This is a genomic window from Shewanella sp. YQ_9 (assembly GCF_043103185.1).
GTDB lineage: Bacteria > Pseudomonadota > Gammaproteobacteria > Enterobacterales > Shewanellaceae > Shewanella > Shewanella algae.
Map to the genome: position 1 here is coordinate 1 of NZ_JBICJO010000064.1, position 18,579 is coordinate 18,579.

Sequence of the window (18,579 nt, forward strand, 5' to 3'; positions counted from 1 at the left end):
TCAGCTCAAAGTAGCCAAATAACATTGGTTGGGCCTCCGGTGATGGATGTTTCTCATTGCCTGCCGCAGGCTTAAAAAGGAAGGGTGCCATGCCGAGGCCAAGATATACTCAAGTCTGAGCTAGTACATACGCCTTGGATCCAGGTCTGTGAGTCGACGCAGAGCACAAATGGGGCTTATTCGCACTTTCCTTATTCGCACCTTCAGCCCCTTTGTTTTTGATTGGTTTTCTTGAGATTAAGCCAAGATTATTTCCATTTATCTCTGAGGAACTCAGGCTCCATATATTCGTCCGGATAACGTCTCTTGCTGTCCCGGCGGCGCTGTTTTACCCGTTTGTTCTTTTGCTTACCCCTGACATGATCTCCCCATGGAGCATCATCGTCGTCGAAATCATAGTGGTTTGACATGATCCATTTCCAATAACACAGTGCATATAGGTTGCACCGCTCCTTTTTACCTAAAGCGCCGGTCAAGCTAAAGTGAGAAATTTAGCGTCTCAAGGTAAAAATTATTGCATGTCTGTCCCCGGTTTCCTTCAGGCATTAACCTGACTCTTGCTAGCCTTGTTTACGAAAACGAACAACAAACATCCCATCGGCATTGGCTTCAAAGGGCCAAATCGTCAAATACTGTGTCTGTTCACCGCTGAATGGGTGGTTGAGCGTTTCCAGAGTAAACTCGGGCCGCTTGGCCAGGAAGGCATCGACTACTTGGCGGTTTTCGCTGTCCGCCAGTGAGCAGGTGGCGTAAACCAAAGTGCCACCTGGCTTGACCGCATCGCAGGCGCGGCTGAGTATGTCGAGCTGCAGCGCGGGTTTATCGCTGATGGCCTGGCTGTCATCCAGCCAGCGCATGTCCGGATTTCGGCGCCAGGTGCCGGTGCAGCTGCAGGGGGCATCGACCAGCACGCCGTCGAAGGCTTCTCTGGCAACCGGCAGGGCATCACTGCGCCAAGGCGCAACCTTGATGTTGAAACCGGCGCGTTTGGCGCGTTTTTCCAGTTCATTGAGCGCAGCCGGGCGGATATCCGAGGCGGTAATAGTGCCCCAAACGCCTTTGGCGGCGCCATCTTGTTGCATCAGCGAGCTGAGTTGCAGGCTCTTGCCACCGGCGCCGGAGCAGGCGTCCCACCAGTTTTCATTGGCCCTTGGGGCGCAAACCTGGCCTATGACCTGGGAGGCCAGATCCTGCACCTCAATAAACCCTTCTTTATAGAGTTTGATTTCATTGAGATTGATACTCTTGCTGCCAAGGCTGATGGCGTCCTTGAAGACGGGGGCGGCGCTGGCATCGACTCCGGCGCTTCTGAGTTCGGCAAGGGCCTTGGACAGCGGCATATTTTGCACCCTGGCCCAGATGGGCGGGCGGCTGCAAAGCGCGTCTATCAGCAGCTCTTCCCGGGCCTCTGGCAGCGGCGCCAAGGCCTGCCAGAACCAGTCCGGCGCCAGGTCTCTTGCCAAGACATGTCGGCCAGAGACCTTGGATACCAATGCGGCGGCGGCTTTGGGGGCCAGAGCCTGCTCAGGCAGGGCGAATGACTTGCCGGCTTGTTGTTGCCAGGCACAGATAATATCCGTCCAAGGGTGGGCTTCTATCGCCGCCGCCAATGCCAGGCGCTGGAACCACAGGCTTTGCTCATCGGTAGCTTCAAGTTGTCGCAACCAACCCCACCAACGAAACAAGGCAAACAGGGTTTCCCGAATGACTCTTCTGTCTTTGGAGCCGTGTTTCTTGTTGCTGCGGAAATAGTTCGCCAGCACCCGATCGGCACTCTGGCGACTGTCGAGGATTTCAATAAACAGTGTGTTGATGGTGTTGGCATAACTGGCGGCACGTTTTTGGGCCTGAGTCAGTGAGGAGCTTGGCGCGGTCAAAGGTTTCTCTGCATCAAGTGTGGATAGCAATGGCGCCAATATTAACAGAAGTGCCGTGGCCTGTCCCCGGCACCTTGTTTGCTAATGTTTGCTAATGGTTGCTAATGGTTGCTAATGGTTGCTACTGTTTACTAATGCTTACCACACGACTCAGACTTAGCGGGTAACCATTTGCGCTATCTGTTTGGCCCTGTCTTCATCGCTTAATTGGTCCCTGGACTCTGGGGTGACTATACCTTTTTGACAGGCCGGGCGCAGAGCCAGCGTATCCAGCCAACGTTGCAGATGAGGCAGACCTTGAATATCTATGCCGCTCCAGTCGTAAATCCGCACCCAGGGCCAGGTGGCCATATCGGCTATGCTGTACTCATCACCGGCCAGATAGGCATGTTTGGCCAACTGATTATCCATCACCTCAAACAGGCGCCGGCCCTCTTTTTGATAACGCTCTATCGCGGCCGGGATCTTTTCCGGAAAATAGCGGTAGAACACATTGGCTTGTCCCATCATGGGGCCTACGCCGCCCATCTGGAACATCAGCCATTGGATGACCTTGGAGCGATTATTGGCATCAACAGGTAAGAATTTCCCTGTTTTTTCAGCCAAGTAAAGCAGGATGGCACCGGATTCAAACACCACGAAATCATCGTTATCCCTGTCTATGATGGCCGGGATCCGGCCGTTGGGATTGATGGCTAAAAACTCGGGTTGTTTCTGTTCATTGGCACTGAGATCCAGATGGTGTACCCGGTAGGGTAAGCCCATCTCTTCCAGCGCAATACTGATTTTAAAGCCGTTGGGGGTGGCGGCGGTATAGAGTTCAATCATGTGTGTCTCCTTGATTTTAACCTTTCTTTTATCCTTGTTTTGGCTGGTTCATTGCCGGGCGTAGTCCGGTTTGCTCATACCAGCTCTGCAGCACAGGGAAAGGCTGCAGTGAAATCTGCAGATTTTTGATGAATCCCAATAAGATATAGGCGGTGATATCGGCAATGGAGTAGTTTTCACCGGCCAGATAAGGGGATTCACTCAGGCGCTGCTCCAGCAAAGGCAGGAAAGATTCCAGGCGCTTGCGGGATTCTTCGCCCCAGGCTTGAATGCAGGTTTCCCGGTCGCTGTAGATGCCGCTGATATTGCGAAATGCCTGAAAGGCAGGTAACAACCCCTGCAGTTCAACGATGCGCTGCCACATCTCCACCTTTGCTCGCTCCAGCGGCGTGCTACCAAAGAGCTTAAGCTCGGTAGGGAACAGCTCGTCGAGATAACGACAGATGGCCACAGACTCGCACAGATAACTGCCATCATCCAGCTCCAGCAGCGGAATGCGGCCATTGAGACTCTTGGCCTTGAATTCGGCCGAGAGATTTTCTCCGCCGCGAAGATCGACGTTTACCCGCTCGATATCTATGCCTTTCTCCGCCATGAAAATACTGACTCTGCGGGCACTTGGGGTAGGTCCGAGTTCATACAGCTTCATCTATCTTTCTCCATCTGTCTTGGGCCGTTTTGCCCCTGGCTTGGCTGTCAGGAAAATGTATTCAAATCTTTTTCGGAACGATCGTTTAGGTTAGACTTTAGGGGATATCAGAACGATCAGTCAAGAATTAATTTGGCTAAATATACAGCACGTCATTCGCTGGGAACGCTTGGGAGCAGTATGGCAAGAAGTTGCAATTTTGACCGGGAAGATAAGCTGAAATTGGCAATGGAGCTCTTTTGGCAAAAGGGTTATGCCGCCACCTCAGTAGCGGATCTGGTCGAGCATCTGGGGATCAACAGATTCAGTCTCTATAACACTTATGGCGACAAGCTGAACCTGTACCGGGAGGCGCTGCGTCTGTATCTGCAGCAAAACTCTTTGCCAGCGCTCGACAGCCTGCGCGCCGAAGGCGCAGGGTTGCAACAGGTAATTGATTATCTTGAACAGTTTGTGGCCCTGCAGCGAGAGCAAAAATACGGCTGTTTCCTGCAAAATGCGCTGCTGGAGATGAGCCTGGAGGATGCTGTCGTACAGCAAGAGAGTCGGCACTTGTTTGACTCCATCAAGGAGGCGTTTGCCAAGGCGCTGACCCACGCCAGAGAGCGCGGCGAGCTTAACAGCGACAATACCGAGGCGCTCGCGGCCTGGTTACTGCTGCAACTGCAGGGGATTCGGGTGCTCGGCAAGGCCGGTTTGCATCAGGAGTTGCAGCAGGCGCTGAGTGTGATGCGCGCTCAGCTTGGACGTTGAGCCAGATTGTCCCTGGGCGGTTTAAGCCCGGGTACGGCAATCAATAATCCAGGAACAGACATCAATAATCCAAGTCCAGGGCAAAGCACAGATAGCGCATCAACGCCTGGGTGTGTTGGAACTCACTGGCACAGAAGTCGACAAAATTATTGCCGCAAACCTGCTCTTTTGTCAGCATCTTAAGCGCCACAAAGTCTTTGCGTTTCAACTCGTTTATCAATGGGTGGCTTTTATCGAACCCCTTGGGTGGCCGCACCAGGCTGTCACCGTCCATCGTAAACCCATGGCGCTGTAATTCCTCCAACGCCTTGCTGTAGGCGCGTGGGTTGTCGTCGATACATTGCCTGATGGCGCCGAGCACCTTGGATTCGGGGCGCCAGATCCCGGCAGCGATAAAGCATCCATCGTTGGCCAGATGCAGATACAACCCGGGAGCGTGGACATCTTTACCCTGAAAATGGCGAAACTGGATCCCGACATTGAGCTTGTAGGGCGACTTGTCGTGACCAAAGCGAGTGTCCCGCTGTGGCCGCATCAAACTGCCTCCGACCTTCTTGGCGACCGCCGTCAATCTGGGAGACAAGGCCTGAATAGGCTGCTGCATCTGTTCAATAAATGCCAGTGCCGGCCCCCTGAGCAGGGTTTCATACTCATCCTGATGTTGCTTGAACCAGGCCCTGTCGTTGTTGTTTTCCAGCCGGGTCAGAAAGGCAAAACCTTGTTCGCTGAAGCTCATTTTTGTTCTCCATTTTCTTCACGGCGATATCTCAGGTGAAAGCCTGTTGTGAGTCAAGTGGTTTTACATTTTTAAAACAAAGATAACCAAATTGGATCCTGTGTAAATATCGGTGAGAATAATTCTCATTTGTCAGCTTGATTCTTATAATGCCGCCTTCTTTTTAAGGGGAGATGATAGATGACAAGCGAACAATCCCGGCGAATGGCGCCGAGCGGCAAGCTGCCATTACTGCTGTGTGCCTTGGCGCCCTGGCCCTTGCTGGCCGCCACTTCTCAGCCGCCCAAGAGTGGTACCAGTGTGCTGGGTGAGCCTAAGGTGGAAGCGATAGAGATCATAGAGGTGCGTGGCCAGCCTTTTCGTTGGGAACTGACGCTGACCCGTCCGGGCGAAGCCTTGGTGACATTGGAGGACATAGAGGAGCAACAGGCGGGAAACTTTGCCGAAGTGTTGGACACTGTGCCCGGCATCACTCTTGATGGCGGCCCCCGTAGCGGCGGTGAGAAAATTAATGTCTGGGGCTTTGGTGAGACAGAAGATCTCAATGTCTATGTCGACAACGCCCCGGTCGGGTTTGAACAGTATCGCTACGGCTCTTTCTTTATCGACCCGGATATGGTCAAGCGAATTGAGGTGATCAAGGGCGCCCACGATCCCCGCTCCGGCAATGGTGGTTTCGGTGGCTCCATGTATGTGGTGACCAAGAGTGCCGATGATTTTCTGGATTACGGCAAAACCTTGGGCGCCAGAGTCAAGGCCAGCTATGCCGATAACAACGGCTTGGAGACTTACACAGGTACGCTTTATGGCCGCTTGAACTCAGGGCTGTCGGCACTTGTTAACTACAGCTATAAAGATGCCGGTGATCTTGAGCTGGGCAACGGCCAGGTGTTTCGTTTCTCAGGCTATCGGCAAAACAACCTCCTGGCCAAGCTGGATTATGAGCTGGGGGCGCACAAGTTGTCTTTGAGCTATACCTCCTACGATGATGAAGGCCGTAAACCCTGGGCCAACCGCCGCGGCGAAATGCCCACTGTATCTGAGTTCAATATCAAAAAGTACGGCTCTTTTGAGGCGGCAGAATACGCCAATACCGCCCTCAACAGTTACAAAGACAGCACAGTTTCACTCAACTACCGCTATACACCGGCCAGTCCGCTGTGGGATCTGCAATTGGCGCTGTCCAGCAGCAGTAACGACAGGCACTGGGTAAGGCCCCAGATAGCCTTCGATAAGATGTTTGTTTCTGTGGGTAACTTTGGCCACGAGTCCTGGCTCGAATACGACAGGGACTTTATCGATATCAACAACACCAGCCAGTTGGGTGACCACTTGCTGACTGTGGGGCTGCAGTACCGCTCGCTCGATCGCCGCTCACTGGTATTCAACAAGAGTTATCAGAACAAGGCGGAGAAAAACTTCGGCCTGTACACGCCTTACTATCAGCCTGGAGGTCGCCAGGATACCTACGCCTTTTATATCAGCGACAGCATTGCCCTGACGGACAACCTCATCCTAAAACCATCGCTGCGGTTCGACAGTATTTACAGCATAGGCCATGGCAATCTGGCGCCGGATTACAACGACCCCAGTGTCGGCCATGACTTTTCCTCTACCCGCCACAGCGGTTGGTCGCCAAGGCTTGGGTTGGAATACCGTCTCGGTGATGTCAGTTTCCTGACCCTGGACTATGCCTACAGCCTGCAGGCACCTGTGGTGGATGAGATTTATGCGGTGCAATATGCCAAGGCCAGTAGTGCTCAGGCGACCAGTCGCGGGGTAGATGTCGAGCGGCTGCACGCCTATAAGCTTGGGCTGAGCAGCGCCTTTGATGGGGTCTTCGCCGGCGATGACAGGCTCTCGACCCAACTGACTCTGTATTGGAATCAGGGAAAACAGGATATCGCTCAGCGCAAAGGGCTCTGGGTCGACAAGAGTCAACCACTTGAGAGCGGCTATGTGAATCTCGACGGCTACCATATCTACGGTGGCGACTTCGAGGCTCAATACCGTTGGCACGATTGGTTTGCCGACTATACGGCTTCCTATACCCGCGGCAAGCACAGCGGCAGCCTGCGTGACAGCAGTGGCAGGGATGAAAACCTGGGAGACATTCCTCCGCTCAATATGCGTCTGCACCTGGGGTATTACCTGACTCCCGAGCTGTCGCTCTCCTGGCGTGGCAGCTGGTATGATGCGCAGCAGAAGGTGCCGGATGAGGGCCTGTTTGTCAGCGATAGACCCAGCCAGGCCTATTTTCTGCAAGACTTGTATCTTGCCTTCCAGCCGGAAGATATGTTGCAGGGGCTTGAGCTGAGGCTGGCGCTGCGTAACCTGACCAACCAGTATTACAGTCCGCATCTGGCCGATGGTATTGCGGCTCAGGGACGGGATATTCGCCTCAGTCTGGCGTACCAGTTCTGATAAAACCCCAGTTATTTTGTGCTTTTGTGAGCTGCAAACCTGATCAAGCTCTGATTTTGCGGCATAATGTGCGTTTTGCCTGACCGAAGAATATTAGTAATGACTTCAGAAACTGAACTGCAAAGCCGCTGTGGCGGGAAATGTGAACTCTGTGGAGCCGAAGGCGCTCTGTCTGTCTACGATCTGCCTCACTCGGGTGATCGCACCGACGGTGACATCATGATCTGCGCTACCTGTGAAGGTCAGATTGCCGCTCCGGACACCATGGATGTTAACCACTGGCGTTGCCTGAACGACAGTATGTGGAGTCAGGTTCCTGCCGTACAGGTAATGGCTTACCGCATGCTCAAGCGCCTAAGTGGCGAAGGTTGGGCTCAGGATCTGCTGGATATGCTTTATCTGGAAGACGATCTTAAAGCCTGGGGCGATGCCGAGTCTCTGGCGGCCGACAGCGATGATTCGGCGCCGACACTGGACAGCAATGGCACTCAGTTGGCCGCCGGTGATACCGTAGTGATTATTAAAGATCTCAACGTGAAGGGCACCAGCTTTGTGGCCAAGCGCGGCACCGCCGTGCGTAACATAGCTCTGACCAACAACCCTGAGCATATCGAAGGCCGGGTCAATGGTACCCGCATCGTTATCCTGAGCTGCTATGTGAAGAAATCTTAAGCGGAGCTGTTCGCTTCTTCGCTGATTAATGCAGTTAAAAAACGCCACAGAAATCGATTTCTGCGGCGTTTTTCATTTCAGGGCTTGGGATTTGTCGCACGCTGGAATATGATTCCTTGTTAAGAATCTTGTTATCGAGATAATTATGTCGCAGGAAGAGCTAAAAACACAAACCCACAAGCCACAAGCCCACAAGCCACAAGCCAAAGATATCAAGGATGGCGTAGATACCATAGTCAGTCAGTGGCTGGCCGCCGGTGTTACTGATGATCTGCAACCGATGGAAGTCTTTGGTCGCCTGGCCAGAATACATAAGCATATAGAAACCGAAATCCTTCGCTGCCATGGTGAGTTCGGTCTGCGTCAGGGGGAGTTTGATGTGCTGGCAACCTTGCGTCGCAGCGGTGAGCCTTACACTCTGACTCCGGGGCAATTGCACCAGAGCATGATGCTGACCTCAGGCGCCATGACCAGCCGTTTGGATAAGCTGGAGCAGAAAGGGCTCATCTGCCGCAGTCACTGTACCGAAGACCGTCGGGCGGTGAATGTACAGCTTACTGCCGAAGGTAAGGCCAAGGTAGAGGCCGCACTGCCGGCCCATATGGCGGCTCAGCAGCAGTTGCTTAAAGGGATCTCGGTCAAAGACAGGCAGAAACTGGCTGCGCTGCTTAAGGGCTGGCTGGCTGAACTTGAGTCCTGAGCCTGATGAGCTTCCGGTGCAGACGACCGCGATGATCCGCCCCGGCAAGCCGGGGATTAAAAGCAAGCTGGCCTTTAAGTGACTTCAATCCTCCAGAGGGTGCAGATCCGCCACCAGATAGACCAAACACAAGCTGTTCAGTGGCATTACTGGGTTACTCCAGATCATCCGGGTGTGGCGTCCGGCTTCACCGAATACCGCCAGCAGCAGATCCGAGGCGCCATCCAAGGCTCTGGGGTGGTCGAAAAAGCCTTCGGCCACATTGAGCACTCCCTCGAGGCGGATAATCTGTTTTATCCGTGAGAGGTTTCCCAACGCCTGTTGCAATTGGGCTATGGCGTTGAGCGCCGCTAACTGACAGGCGGCATAGCCATCCGACAATTCCAGATTTACCCCTAGCCGACCCTGATACTTTATCTTGCCATCTTCAAAGGGAAACTGGCCTGAGGTCAGTAGTTGATGGCCGCTGATCACTACAGGCTCGTAGTTGCCGAGCGCCGAAGCGACCCGGGGCAGACTCATTCCCAGGGCGTTGAGCCGCTGCTCAGGTGTGTCATGCATCATGGTTAGATTCCTCACAGGTTTGACGACGCCAAAGGGGAGACAGCCATTGGGACAGGATAACCGGATGAGCACTCAGCCAACGTCCGGCAGCTTCTTCTGCGCTAAGGCCCTCTCGGTTGATGGCATAGTCCAGCTCGGCAATGTCCCTATTGAGCATCCGAATATTATCCAGCACCCGCAGCTGAGCCTGAGTAAAGTGACCGGCGGCATTTTCTGCCAGCAAGAGTACGGCGCGATCTTTGCCACCCAGCAGGCCTTTGGGATCCTTGAGTTCCCGTATCTTGTATTTATGATGCAAAAACTGGGGTTGCCACAGGGGCACCACGGCCCAGGCCTTGTGTTGCAGTGCATCCTCAAAGGCGTCGAAACATTGCTGCTCAGTACCGGTATGGAACTCATAGCCGGCCTGTTGCAGACCATAATCCTGCATCATCTGTTTTGAGAAACGGCTGATGCCGGCACCCGGGCCAATGCCTTGAATGTGGCGGCGCATTTTCTCCAACACGTCTGGGCGCAGTAGATCTGTCACCGAATCCACTTGCTCTTGCGGCACATATTCTGGCACGCCCCAGAGGGCATAGGGTTCATAATGCAGCCCCAGTTCCCGCACCTCTAGATTTTGCCTGACCTTATCCAGATAGATACCGTGGCTGTGGGGTAACCAGGCGGAGCAGAGCAGATCAAGCTCGCCCCGGCCAAGTGCGTCGAAGTTGGCCTGATGATCGGAAAAACTCAATTGCACCGATTTACCCATGATATCCAGCACATGGACAACAATGGCGGCAGTGGCCCGGTGAAAGCTGAGATTGGTGACTCCCAGCCGCAGCGGCGTTGCCTGTGATGCTGAAGTGACTGCTTGGTTTGGTATCGGGTTTGGCATGGGGTTTCTCCTGTCAATGGTATGGCCGTTAGGATCAGCGAAATCTCAGCTTGGGCATGGCTTCTCCCAGGACCTTATTGTCCGGTGAGAAGGGAAAAATCATCTCGACGGTAATGCCGTTGGGGTCTTCCAGAAACAGTTGATGTTCAAGAATTTCAGGGACCTGCCGCTCGCGAAAATGCAGCTCAAGTTCAAGCAGTTTGTGCTGCATGGCACTTAGGTCTGCGCCGCGAAAGGCCAGATGATCCACGACGCCGGAGCCATTGGTGCTGCGCCTTTGTCCTAGGTAGGCCTCGAGTGCCGGGTTTTGCTCGGCGGCCACCAGATGCAGCACAGGTTTGTCTGCGGCATACAACCAATGGCCCGGAAAGGCGAACGCCGGGCGGTAGCCCTCGCTCAAGCCGACAACCCGGCAGTAGAAATCACGGGTCTGCTGCAGCTTACTGCTGCGCAGCGTGTAGTGATCCAATCCCTGAATATTCATGATGGACTCCTTGGTTTCAGTTTCCTGCTACACCGGCGCTCAAAGGTTTGAAGCGGAAGATGTAGTAAGGGGGGGGGTTTTCGGCCTTGCCATCGTTCAGTGGCGCAGACAACGGCAGCTGTGCGGCGGCGCTGTAGAGGAAGCCATCGGCACCCAGGCTGACACCGTCTGGCCAGATCATTCTCGGATCTGCGGCAAAGGGGCGATACTCACGACTGCTTGCCGGAATAATGCCGATACGGCGCTCGCCGACTTCGGTGAGGTAGAGATTGCCGTCGACATCTATGCTCAGGCCGCCGTTATTGGGTTTGTGGGCCCAAAACTGCACCTGATTGGCCAGCACGCTTGCCGGCAGGGAAGGATTGGCCAACGCCAACATGGGGATCCGGTATAGTTCCCCCTTGTTGAGCGGGGCAAAGTAGAGCCACTCTTCATCTTTATCCATGGCAATACCATCGACGCCCACATAAACGGGAATCGATTTCTGCCCGGCTGTGCCGGCATCTATCACTATCGGGCGCTTGGTGTCGGGCATCACGCTCGGGTGGCCCTGCAGTACCCGGCGGCTCTGGCCTGTTTTGAGATCTACCACCACCAGAGCAGCCTTGTCGCCCAAAGGCCCGGTGGCAATGCCTTCATCGGCGATAACAATCAACTGATGCTTGGGGGATATCAGTAAGTCATTGTGCTGCGACTCCGGCAGGGATACCGGCGAAGGCAAGTGGATAATCCGCTCCAGCTTGTCGGTATTGCTGTTCCAGGCCACCAGTTTAGGGGTGACTCTGGGGCTGGCCTGGCCCGAGTCAAGCAACCAGACAATGCCGTTGGCATCGGTACGCAGACCAAGAACCCAGTTGAGGCAGGTATCGGGATCTTTCTGGCTGCCGTCGGCGCGGACACAGCCTTGCCAGTCGCGGTTTGGAAATGGTTTGCTGCTGCCATCGGCGAGGATTTCCGCCACCTTGGTTTCAGGCTCGTAAAAGGGGTGAAAACTCACCAACATACGCCCGCTTGGCGTGAAGCTGATACCACCGACAGCCTGCTCTGTAGTGCGGTAGACCTGAACTTGACTATCAGAAAACTGCGAAGCGGATGCCGCGGCGGCTGAGATACCAAAGGAGGCCAGTGCGCCGGCCAGTAGGGTAGACAGAGTCAGGAGTTTCATTGGGTTGACTCCTTTCTTGGGCCGGCCAGCAGCACGAGTTCACTCTTGGCCAGAGTGTGTTGCCAGAGGAAGAAGCCGGTCAGCGCCGCTGAATAGTCGGGTTTTACCGGCAGTTTGGCCACATCCAGCGCATGGACTGTCCACTTGTATCTGTGCTGACGTCCCTCGGGCGGGCAAGGGCCGAAGAAACCGGGTTTTCCCAGATCTGTGTTTGACTCAATGGCGCCTTCCGGTAAGGGGCCGCCATCTTTGCCGCCCGGCAGGCTGTGGACATTGGCGGGAATGTCATATACCACCCTGTGCCAGAAGCCTGAACCTGTGGGAGCATCCTGATCGTAAAAGGTGATGGCAAAACTCTTGGTTCCTGCCGGCGCATTTTGCCAGTCCAGCCTGGGCGCCAGGTTGGCACCGTTGCAACCGAATTGGTTCCAGTAGTAGTCTGCCGGTATGACTCGATTGGCCGTTAATGAGCTTTTCAGTTGTAAATCTGCGCCATGGGCCAAGGGTTGTAATGCCAGAGCACCAAGCCCCAAAAGGTATCCGATACCGTATTTCATGGTGTAATATCCTTTAAATTAAAGTGAATTTGGTTGATTGGCGTTATCATAGAGAAAAGCTTTCCTGGGATAAGCGGGCAGCCGTTGGCTTTAGTTTCAAAAATTTTTTGAAAAAGGCGGTTTTGACTGAACCCGGGCTGACAGGAATTCAGATCCCGGCTGCGGCCATTAGGCTTTGGGGTTAAGGTAAGTCTGTGTGCCGATATGGCCGGGTGTGTGTTAACGGGATGGATTATGAAGCTGTTTATTCGTGTGGCTGTAGTGTTGGGGCTGGTGTTTCTGGCGGTGATCGCTCTTGGGATCTACAGGTTCAACTTCACCGAGGATGACCTCTATGTCAGGGAGAACGATATGGTGCGTCCACTGGCTGAATTCGATGGCGGGGCCAAGGGGGTGATGAAGCGGCTGTTCAGTCTGGATACCCGTGAACAGTTCAGGATCCGTTTGCCGGACAGCAACAAGTCAGTCACTCTTACCGGCTTTAAGGAAGAGCAGCATCTGGCGTTTGGCGAATATCAGGATGAAGTGGTTCGTGGGGAGGTGTTGCTCGATTACCGCAAGTTGACCCCCTTAAACTTGCCCGGCAATGCCGAATCCATGCAGTTTGTTGTTCCGTTCGCGGTGACAACCCAGGGCTCAGGTGTGTTCTGGTATTTGGGCATGTTCAGATTTGACTATCAAACCGGCGCCATTGCGCATCTGGCCAGCCAGTTTCTCGGCGACCGAATTGAGATTGAAGCCATTACCCCCAAAGAGCCGTTCGACCCGCCTTACAGCGTGACTCTGGCGCTGAAGACCCGCACCCAGGAGCAATCCATGGCCGAAGCGCCGGGCGAGTATGTGGAACGCACTTTCTTTGTGACGCTTACCTCGATTCTGCCGTCTTCTTCCCAATAGGCGCCCGACTGAATGAGCCATGAATCTATGTCTCATCAGGCCGCTTTCCGGGTGCTGACAGACTTTTTCCTTGAGTTGGGGCTTGAACCCAGTGCTTTGGCGCCACTCTTGGATAAGGCTCAGCTGAAAAGTTGTCAGGCAGGTGAGGTGCTGCTGGCACAAGGTGGCAAACAGCAGTCGGGCTTTTTATTGCTCAATGGTCTGCTGCGGGCCTGCCACTATCTGAGTGATGGGCAGCAGCGCTGCAAAGAGTTCTATTTCCCTGGCGAATTTTGTCTGCTTTACAGCAGTTTTCTCAGTGCTGAGCCTGCCCGTTATCAACTTGAGGCACTGGAAAACAGCACTCTGGTGGTCGTGCCCCTGAGCCTGTTTGAGCTTGGCGGGTTTCAGCGCGCTGAGCTTTCATTGCTGCGTGCCCAGCTGCGCTACAAGGAGCAGAAAGAAGCTTTTCTATTGCTCAAGTCGCCAGAGCAGCGCTACCTGTGGTTAAAAAATCATTGGCCACACTGGATAAGAGCCCTGAGCCAGGTGCAGTTGGCCAACTATATCGGCATCACCCCAGAGAGCCTCAGCCGTATTCGCCGGCGTCTTAACCTAAGTTAATGCCATCGCCTCAATGGCACAGCACAATAGCGGCCGGTTTCAATCTTCCGGGATACTGTGTTGTCCATTTTTGTTATTTCACAGCTGTTGGTCACTCTGGCGCTGTTTAGCGATCTTTTGTCATTCCAGTTCAGGCACAGGCGCGCCGTGCTCGCTTGTCTGGTGGTGTCGGGCCTGCTGATCTCGGCGCATTTTATCTTGCTCAACCACTGGAGCCCGGCCATTTTAATGTTGGTTGCCAGTGTCAGATTCTTTGTCAGTATCTTCACCGTTGACAGACGTCTGATGTGGCTGTTTATGGCCGCTTCGGTCACGGCCGTGGCCCTGAGTTTCAATCAATGGCTCGATCTTTTGAGTCTGGCCGGCAGTTTGTTGCAGACCAGGGCGGCCTTTTGCCGTGATGACAAACGATTAAGGGAGCTGATGTTTTTCGGCAGCGGTTGCTGGCTGCTGAATAATATCCTGTTGGGTTCGCCGATGGCGGTATTGATGGAGTCTGTGTTTATCGGCAGCAATCTGTTGGGATACTACCGTTTCTATCTGCGCCGCAAAGGCTCGGCGCCTGCACAAGGGGGCTAATTCATGCGCGCCTTGCCACCGATAATCTTGAATGCAGGCACGCCGCGGATCAGTGCCTGACGGGCGAAGACCTGGCCGCAGCCGGGGCAGGTACAGGGCGTTTGCGTATGATCTGTCAGGATCCGTTCGACAAAACATTTAACCAAGGCGCCTTTGCCGCCCTTTCGATATTTGAACAGTTTTGCCTTGCAGCCGCAGCAGATGATTTCCACCGTCTGTTGCGGTCCTTTTTTATTGGGCTTACTCACTTGCCCGGCAGTTCGGTTTCCAGCTCAATATCAGTGCAGCCCTTGGGGCAGCGGATGCTGGCAAGCTCTGAGGTGGATTTTGCCGGTGGCAGGGTGGCACTCAAGGCTTGTTGGCATTTAGGGCAGGGCACTTTTTTACCGGCCAGCAGTTGTTTGATCAGATTTTTCTGCGCCTTGAAGGACTGGGCGCTGCTTTGGTTGATATTGGAAAAGTCGGCGGATTGAGCTGTCATAGGCAGTATCTGAATTCGTCTGTTACGGGTAAATAAGTCTGCAGCGATTATAGCCTTGCCGGCGTGGCAAATAAAAGAGGGGCGCCTGGCCCCCCCCTTTATCAATGCAGCTTGAGATGGGGATGGATTATCCGGGTTATCCCCTTGGCAAACATCAGCAGGGTGCCCTTGACCACACCGTGCAGCTCTATCAAATGGCGGCGATAGAGAGAGGTATAAACAAATCTGGCTATCTTGCCTTCGACCATGACGCCTCCGCCAATGAAAGACATCAGGTTGCCGACCGTGTGGAAGCGTGACAGGTTCACCAGTGAACCGAGATCCTTGTAAAGGTACTCTTTCGAGGGAGTCTTGCCGCTGAGCATGGCTATGATGTTATCCGCTGTCATCAAGGCCATCTGCCTGGCGGCTTGGCCCCTTGGCGGCACCCAGCTGCCGTCCGGCTGCGGACAAGCGGCACAGTCTCCAATGGCAAAGATATGCTCATCCAGCGTGGTTTGGGCATTGGGTTTGACCAGCAGCTGATGGATATGATTGCTTTCCAGTCCGCCAATGCCGTGGAGAAACTCAGGCGCCTTGACCCCGGTGGACCAGATCACCATATCGCTCGGGATCTCTTCGCCTTCACTGGTAGTTAACGCCTTGGCTGTCACCTGGGTGATACGGGTATTGGTCATCACCCGGACTCCCAGAGTGCTCAGCTCTCTGGCGACTGCCGCCGAGATCTCTTCCTTTTCCACCTTGGGCAGTATTCGTTTGTCGGCCTCAATCAGGGTGACTTCCAACAGGCTGGTATCTATCTTGTAGCCAAAACCCTTGAGCTGATCCACTGCGTGATGCATTTCGGCCGACATCTCCACCCCGGTGGCACCGGCGCCGACGACGGCGATTTTGATCTTCTCATCCAACTGTTGATGGCTGGCATAACGCATAAACTTGTTCAACAAGCGCTGGCGGATGGCCATGGCCTGTTCTGTGTTGTCGAGGAAGACGCAGTGTTCCCGCACCCCGGGAATATTGAAGTCGTTGGCGATACTGCCGATGGCAACCACCAGATAGTCATAGTCGATGCGCCGTGATGGCAACAGCTCTTCACCTTTGTCATCACAAATGGGCGCCAGTATCACTTGCTTGGCCTTGCGGTCTATGTCCGTCATGGCGCCTTGCTGAAAGTGATAGCCGTGAGCGGCTGCGTGACTGCGGTAACTGATGGCATCAACCCCGACATCCAATGCGCCTGTGGCGACCTCATGGAGCAGGGGTTTCCAGACATGACTGTCGGCGACATCGATAAGCGTGACTCTGGCCTTGGCTTTGCGGCCCAGTTTATGGCCCAGTTTGGTGGCGATCTCCATACCACCGGCGCCGCCGCCGACGATGACGATATTGGCTAACTCGTGCATTTAATGGCTTTCCTGTTGCAGATTTAAAAACAAATTCTGTTATTCCGGCAGGCGAACTCGGTCGCCCTGATTTGCATCAACCCCGCAAGGCCTGAATGATTGAGATCTTTAGACTTTGGCCCGCGGTGGAAAGTCTAGCAGTGGCAGGGTTTGCCAACAATTGGCCTAAAAATGGATTATATTTGGGGTAAGTTTGAGTTTTCTTTTATTAGCTTTTGAAAAATAAGGAAATGATTTTCTCAGAAATGATATTATCTATCGGATTTGTGCCGGAATGAATTGAATAACTGTGATCTATCGCCGTTGTCCGTAGTAAATCTGTGAACTGGCGCTTGTTTGGCCGTATCTTTACCAGGAGATGACAAGGATACGGCCAATTGAGAGCATTGCCTATGGAAGCTTGATTGACTCAGGGGGAATCGGCTCCAGGGCGGTTCAACCAAGGCTTTCCAGGCGAGCCTGACAGTCTTGATATATGTGCTCCACTATCTCTTCGACAGAGGTGTCTTTGGTGCACTTGTCCATAAAAACTTTGAGCGTGACCAGGGCATGGCCGCTGGGTTTTAATCTCTCGCTGATCATGGCGAAGTAAGCCTCCTCCTTTTCAGCCTTACGCACCACTATGTTCTGAAAACAAAATACCCTGTTACCAGAGTGAGCATGCCACTTACTGAGTCGGTCGAGGGCGATTTCTGCCGAGTGATTGATTTCGATGTGATTGCGCCATGTCGCTTCGGCGCTCTGATCCTGATAATGGGGGCAACGAACTGTGTAATTGATTATCTGGGTAATGGCTGTCATAAGGTATCCTGCCTGGTTGATTCCTGAATTTATCATAGGGGCTGAACTAACAATCGGCCACTGTGACAAGGGTTACAAACGCGGGGTGTACTCCTTATTGCTTGTTGCTCTTAATCTCATTTAGCCTGTATTCGACAGAAATAAACCGGGGACAGATCTCAAAATTTAGCTGTTGCCGAATAACCGTTGAAATGCTGAGCTGATGGGCTTGGAAGCTTGAAGCGAGTGGTAACTGAAAGAGAAGAGGCCCGCTCGGTGAGCGGGCCTCTTGTACAGCTTTCTCATTGCAGGGAAAAAGCAGACTGTGAAATTATATTACATATGTATCAAAGTGCGTTAGTGAAAATTTGGCAAATTTCCTCGTGAGTCGCCTGTTTGGGGTTGGTAAAGCCGCAGGCGTCTTTCAGAGCATTCTCTGCAAGCACAGGAATATCTTCGGCTTTTACTCCAATTTTTGTCAGGTTTTCAGGGATTTTTACTGCCGCAGCCAATTCTTTAATCGCCTTGATAGCTGCCGCAGCACCCTGTTCATCGCTCATGGCACTGACATCAACACCCATGGCTTTGGCAACATCTTTCAGTCTTGGAGCCGCGACCTGAGCATTGTATTCCTGCACATAAGGCAGCAAGAGTGCGTTACAAACGCCATGGGGCAGATCGTAGAAACCACCCAACTGGTGCGCCATGGCATGTACGTAACCCAGGCTGGCGTTGTTGAATGCCATACCGGCGAGGAACTGGGCGTATGCCATCTGTTCACGGGCCTGGATATTGTCACCATGCTCTACCGCATTGATCAGGTTGGCATGAATAAGCTCAATAGCCTTGATGGCGCAGGCATCAGTGATTGGATTGGCGGCGATGGAAACATAGGCTTCTACCGCGTGAGTCAGGGCATCCATACCGGTTGCCGCTGTCAGGCTGGCAGGTTTTTTCAGCATCAGCTCAGGGTCGTTGACCGAGATGATGGGGGTTGTGTGCTTGTCGACAATGGCCATCTTTATATGACGGCTTTCATCTGTGATGATGCAGAAGCGGGTCATTTCACTGGCGGTACCGGCGGTTGTGTTGATAGCCACCAGCGGCAACTGGGGCTTGGTGGACTGATCCAGGCCTTCGTAATCTTTGATGGAGCCACCATTGGCTGCAACCAGGGCAATACCCTTGGCGCAATCGTGTGGTGAACCGCCGCCCAGGGAGATCACGAAGTCACAGTCGTTGGCGCGCAGTAACTCAAGGCCCGCTTCCACGTTACCAACGGTTGGGTTGGGTTGAACGCCATCGAATACAGTGGCGGTAATGCCTGCCTGACCTAGCTTTTCGGCGATCTGTCCCACCAGACCTATGCTGACCAGAGGTTTGTCTGTCACTATCAATGCCCGTTTGAATCCCAGAGTTTGGATATCACCGATAGCATCGTCTACAGCGCCCTGACCCAGGACGTTTACTGAAGGGATAAAGAATTTAGCAGCCATAAGTTCACCTATATATGCTGTTGAAAATGAAATCTGTATCTCTCTCTTGAT

At 53.6% G+C, this 18,579-nt stretch carries 22 protein-coding genes; 7 read left to right on the top strand and 15 right to left on the bottom strand.

Annotated elements, in window-relative coordinates; genetic code table 11:
* Nucleotides 1-248: 248 nt before the first annotated feature.
* The 4 genes from ACF8D4_RS17795 to ACF8D4_RS17810 form a co-directional block, all read right to left on the bottom strand.
* The gene (locus ACF8D4_RS17795; RefSeq protein WP_093982544.1) at nucleotides 249-410 is read right to left on the bottom strand and encodes a small highly charged protein; all 162 of its coding nucleotides are present in this window, start codon (nucleotides 408-410) and stop codon (nucleotides 249-251) included.
* A 150-nt stretch (nucleotides 411-560) separates the two neighbouring features.
* Nucleotides 561-1,877 (bottom strand): RsmB/NOP family class I SAM-dependent RNA methyltransferase, encoded by a 1,317-nt coding sequence (locus tag ACF8D4_RS17800; protein WP_304715978.1) that lies wholly within the window; start codon nucleotides 1,875-1,877, stop codon nucleotides 561-563.
* A gap of 156 nt (nucleotides 1,878-2,033) precedes the next feature.
* A complete protein-coding gene (locus ACF8D4_RS17805; protein WP_156020060.1) occupies nucleotides 2,034-2,705 on the bottom strand; it encodes a glutathione S-transferase family protein in 672 nt (223 codons plus the stop codon).
* A 28-nt stretch (nucleotides 2,706-2,733) separates the two neighbouring features.
* A complete protein-coding gene (locus ACF8D4_RS17810; RefSeq protein ID WP_304715976.1) occupies nucleotides 2,734-3,354 on the bottom strand; it encodes a glutathione S-transferase family protein in 621 nt (206 codons plus the stop codon).
* A gap of 180 nt (nucleotides 3,355-3,534) precedes the next feature.
* Between ACF8D4_RS17810 and ACF8D4_RS17815 the strand changes: the two genes are divergently transcribed.
* Complete coding sequence (locus ACF8D4_RS17815; protein ID WP_037468223.1) at nucleotides 3,535-4,107, top strand: TetR/AcrR family transcriptional regulator; 573 nt, start codon at nucleotides 3,535-3,537, stop codon at nucleotides 4,105-4,107.
* A 61-nt stretch (nucleotides 4,108-4,168) separates the two neighbouring features.
* Here ACF8D4_RS17815 and ACF8D4_RS17820 read toward each other — a convergent pair whose 3' ends face one another.
* Nucleotides 4,169-4,843 (bottom strand): DUF2461 domain-containing protein, encoded by a 675-nt coding sequence (locus tag ACF8D4_RS17820; protein ID WP_219013047.1) that lies wholly within the window; start codon nucleotides 4,841-4,843, stop codon nucleotides 4,169-4,171.
* A gap of 180 nt (nucleotides 4,844-5,023) precedes the next feature.
* Between ACF8D4_RS17820 and ACF8D4_RS17825 the strand changes: the two genes are divergently transcribed.
* From ACF8D4_RS17825 to ACF8D4_RS17835, 3 genes are all read left to right on the top strand, one after another.
* The gene (locus ACF8D4_RS17825; RefSeq protein ID WP_392466076.1) at nucleotides 5,024-7,267 is read left to right on the top strand and encodes a TonB-dependent receptor domain-containing protein; all 2,244 of its coding nucleotides are present in this window, start codon (nucleotides 5,024-5,026) and stop codon (nucleotides 7,265-7,267) included.
* 99 nt (nucleotides 7,268-7,366) lie between these two features.
* Nucleotides 7,367-7,939, top strand: a complete 573-nt coding sequence (locus ACF8D4_RS17830) for an alkylphosphonate utilization protein (protein ID WP_025011406.1) — start codon at nucleotides 7,367-7,369, stop codon at nucleotides 7,937-7,939.
* A 145-nt stretch (nucleotides 7,940-8,084) separates the two neighbouring features.
* Entirely contained in the window at nucleotides 8,085-8,639 is a 555-nt protein-coding gene (locus ACF8D4_RS17835) for a MarR family winged helix-turn-helix transcriptional regulator (protein ID WP_144221085.1), read from the top strand.
* Between the two features lie 84 nt (nucleotides 8,640-8,723).
* On the opposite strand, the gene ACF8D4_RS17840 is transcribed toward ACF8D4_RS17835, so the two are convergent.
* Genes ACF8D4_RS17840 through ACF8D4_RS17860 form a run of 5 tightly spaced genes read right to left on the bottom strand, consistent with a single transcriptional unit; the run spans nucleotide 8,724 to nucleotide 12,289 of the window.
* Nucleotides 8,724-9,203 carry an Atu1372/SO_1960 family protein gene (locus tag ACF8D4_RS17840; protein ID WP_243889569.1) on the bottom strand — a complete coding sequence of 160 codons (480 nt, stop codon included), beginning with the start codon at nucleotides 9,201-9,203 and terminating at the stop codon, nucleotides 8,724-8,726.
* Nucleotides 9,193-10,083 carry a glycine betaine ABC transporter substrate-binding protein gene (locus ACF8D4_RS17845; RefSeq protein WP_304715973.1) on the bottom strand — a complete coding sequence of 297 codons (891 nt, stop codon included), beginning with the start codon at nucleotides 10,081-10,083 and terminating at the stop codon, nucleotides 9,193-9,195. Before ACF8D4_RS17845 ends, ACF8D4_RS17840 begins: the two co-directional genes overlap by 11 nt.
* Nucleotides 10,084-10,117: 34 nt before the next feature.
* Nucleotides 10,118-10,567 (bottom strand): VOC family protein, encoded by a 450-nt coding sequence (locus ACF8D4_RS17850; RefSeq protein ID WP_044733952.1) that lies wholly within the window; start codon nucleotides 10,565-10,567, stop codon nucleotides 10,118-10,120.
* A 16-nt stretch (nucleotides 10,568-10,583) separates the two neighbouring features.
* Nucleotides 10,584-11,732: an L-dopachrome tautomerase-related protein gene (locus ACF8D4_RS17855; RefSeq protein ID WP_392468906.1), complete on the bottom strand. Its 1,149-nt coding sequence runs from the start codon at nucleotides 11,730-11,732 to the stop codon at nucleotides 10,584-10,586.
* A complete protein-coding gene (locus ACF8D4_RS17860; protein WP_025011410.1) occupies nucleotides 11,729-12,289 on the bottom strand; it encodes a YbhB/YbcL family Raf kinase inhibitor-like protein in 561 nt (186 codons plus the stop codon). Before ACF8D4_RS17860 ends, ACF8D4_RS17855 begins: the two co-directional genes overlap by 4 nt.
* A gap of 234 nt (nucleotides 12,290-12,523) precedes the next feature.
* Between ACF8D4_RS17860 and ACF8D4_RS17865 the strand changes: the two genes are divergently transcribed.
* The 3 genes from ACF8D4_RS17865 to ACF8D4_RS17875 are packed head-to-tail and all read left to right on the top strand — an operon-like array spanning nucleotide 12,524 to nucleotide 14,368.
* On the top strand, nucleotides 12,524-13,186 hold the full coding sequence (locus ACF8D4_RS17865; protein WP_109248559.1) for a hypothetical protein: 663 nt from the start codon (nucleotides 12,524-12,526) through the stop codon (nucleotides 13,184-13,186).
* 12 nt (nucleotides 13,187-13,198) lie between these two features.
* A complete protein-coding gene (locus tag ACF8D4_RS17870; RefSeq protein ID WP_392466083.1) occupies nucleotides 13,199-13,789 on the top strand; it encodes a Crp/Fnr family transcriptional regulator in 591 nt (196 codons plus the stop codon).
* Between the two features lie 60 nt (nucleotides 13,790-13,849).
* Nucleotides 13,850-14,368, top strand: coding sequence for a YgjV family protein (locus ACF8D4_RS17875; protein WP_345853626.1), 519 nt, complete (start codon nucleotides 13,850-13,852; stop codon nucleotides 14,366-14,368).
* Here the strand turns inward: ACF8D4_RS17875 and ACF8D4_RS17880 are convergent.
* The 5 genes from ACF8D4_RS17880 to yiaY form a co-directional block, all read right to left on the bottom strand.
* The gene (locus ACF8D4_RS17880; protein WP_028778989.1) at nucleotides 14,365-14,616 is read right to left on the bottom strand and encodes a hypothetical protein; all 252 of its coding nucleotides are present in this window, start codon (nucleotides 14,614-14,616) and stop codon (nucleotides 14,365-14,367) included. The two genes, ACF8D4_RS17875 and ACF8D4_RS17880, sit on opposite strands and share 4 nt — an antisense overlap.
* On the bottom strand, nucleotides 14,613-14,849 hold the full coding sequence (locus tag ACF8D4_RS17885) for a hypothetical protein (protein ID WP_025011415.1): 237 nt from the start codon (nucleotides 14,847-14,849) through the stop codon (nucleotides 14,613-14,615). The genes ACF8D4_RS17880 and ACF8D4_RS17885 overlap by 4 nt, the downstream gene beginning before the upstream one ends.
* A 101-nt stretch (nucleotides 14,850-14,950) precedes the next feature.
* Complete coding sequence (locus ACF8D4_RS17890) at nucleotides 14,951-16,252, bottom strand: NAD(P)/FAD-dependent oxidoreductase (RefSeq protein WP_025889419.1); 1,302 nt, start codon at nucleotides 16,250-16,252, stop codon at nucleotides 14,951-14,953.
* Between the two features lie 435 nt (nucleotides 16,253-16,687).
* Nucleotides 16,688-17,053, bottom strand: coding sequence for a hypothetical protein (locus ACF8D4_RS17895; RefSeq protein WP_025011417.1), 366 nt, complete (start codon nucleotides 17,051-17,053; stop codon nucleotides 16,688-16,690).
* Between the two features lie 326 nt (nucleotides 17,054-17,379).
* Nucleotides 17,380-18,528 carry an L-threonine dehydrogenase gene (yiaY, locus tag ACF8D4_RS17900; protein ID WP_025011418.1) on the bottom strand — a complete coding sequence of 383 codons (1,149 nt, stop codon included), beginning with the start codon at nucleotides 18,526-18,528 and terminating at the stop codon, nucleotides 17,380-17,382.
* Between the last annotated feature and the right edge of the window lie 51 nt (nucleotides 18,529-18,579).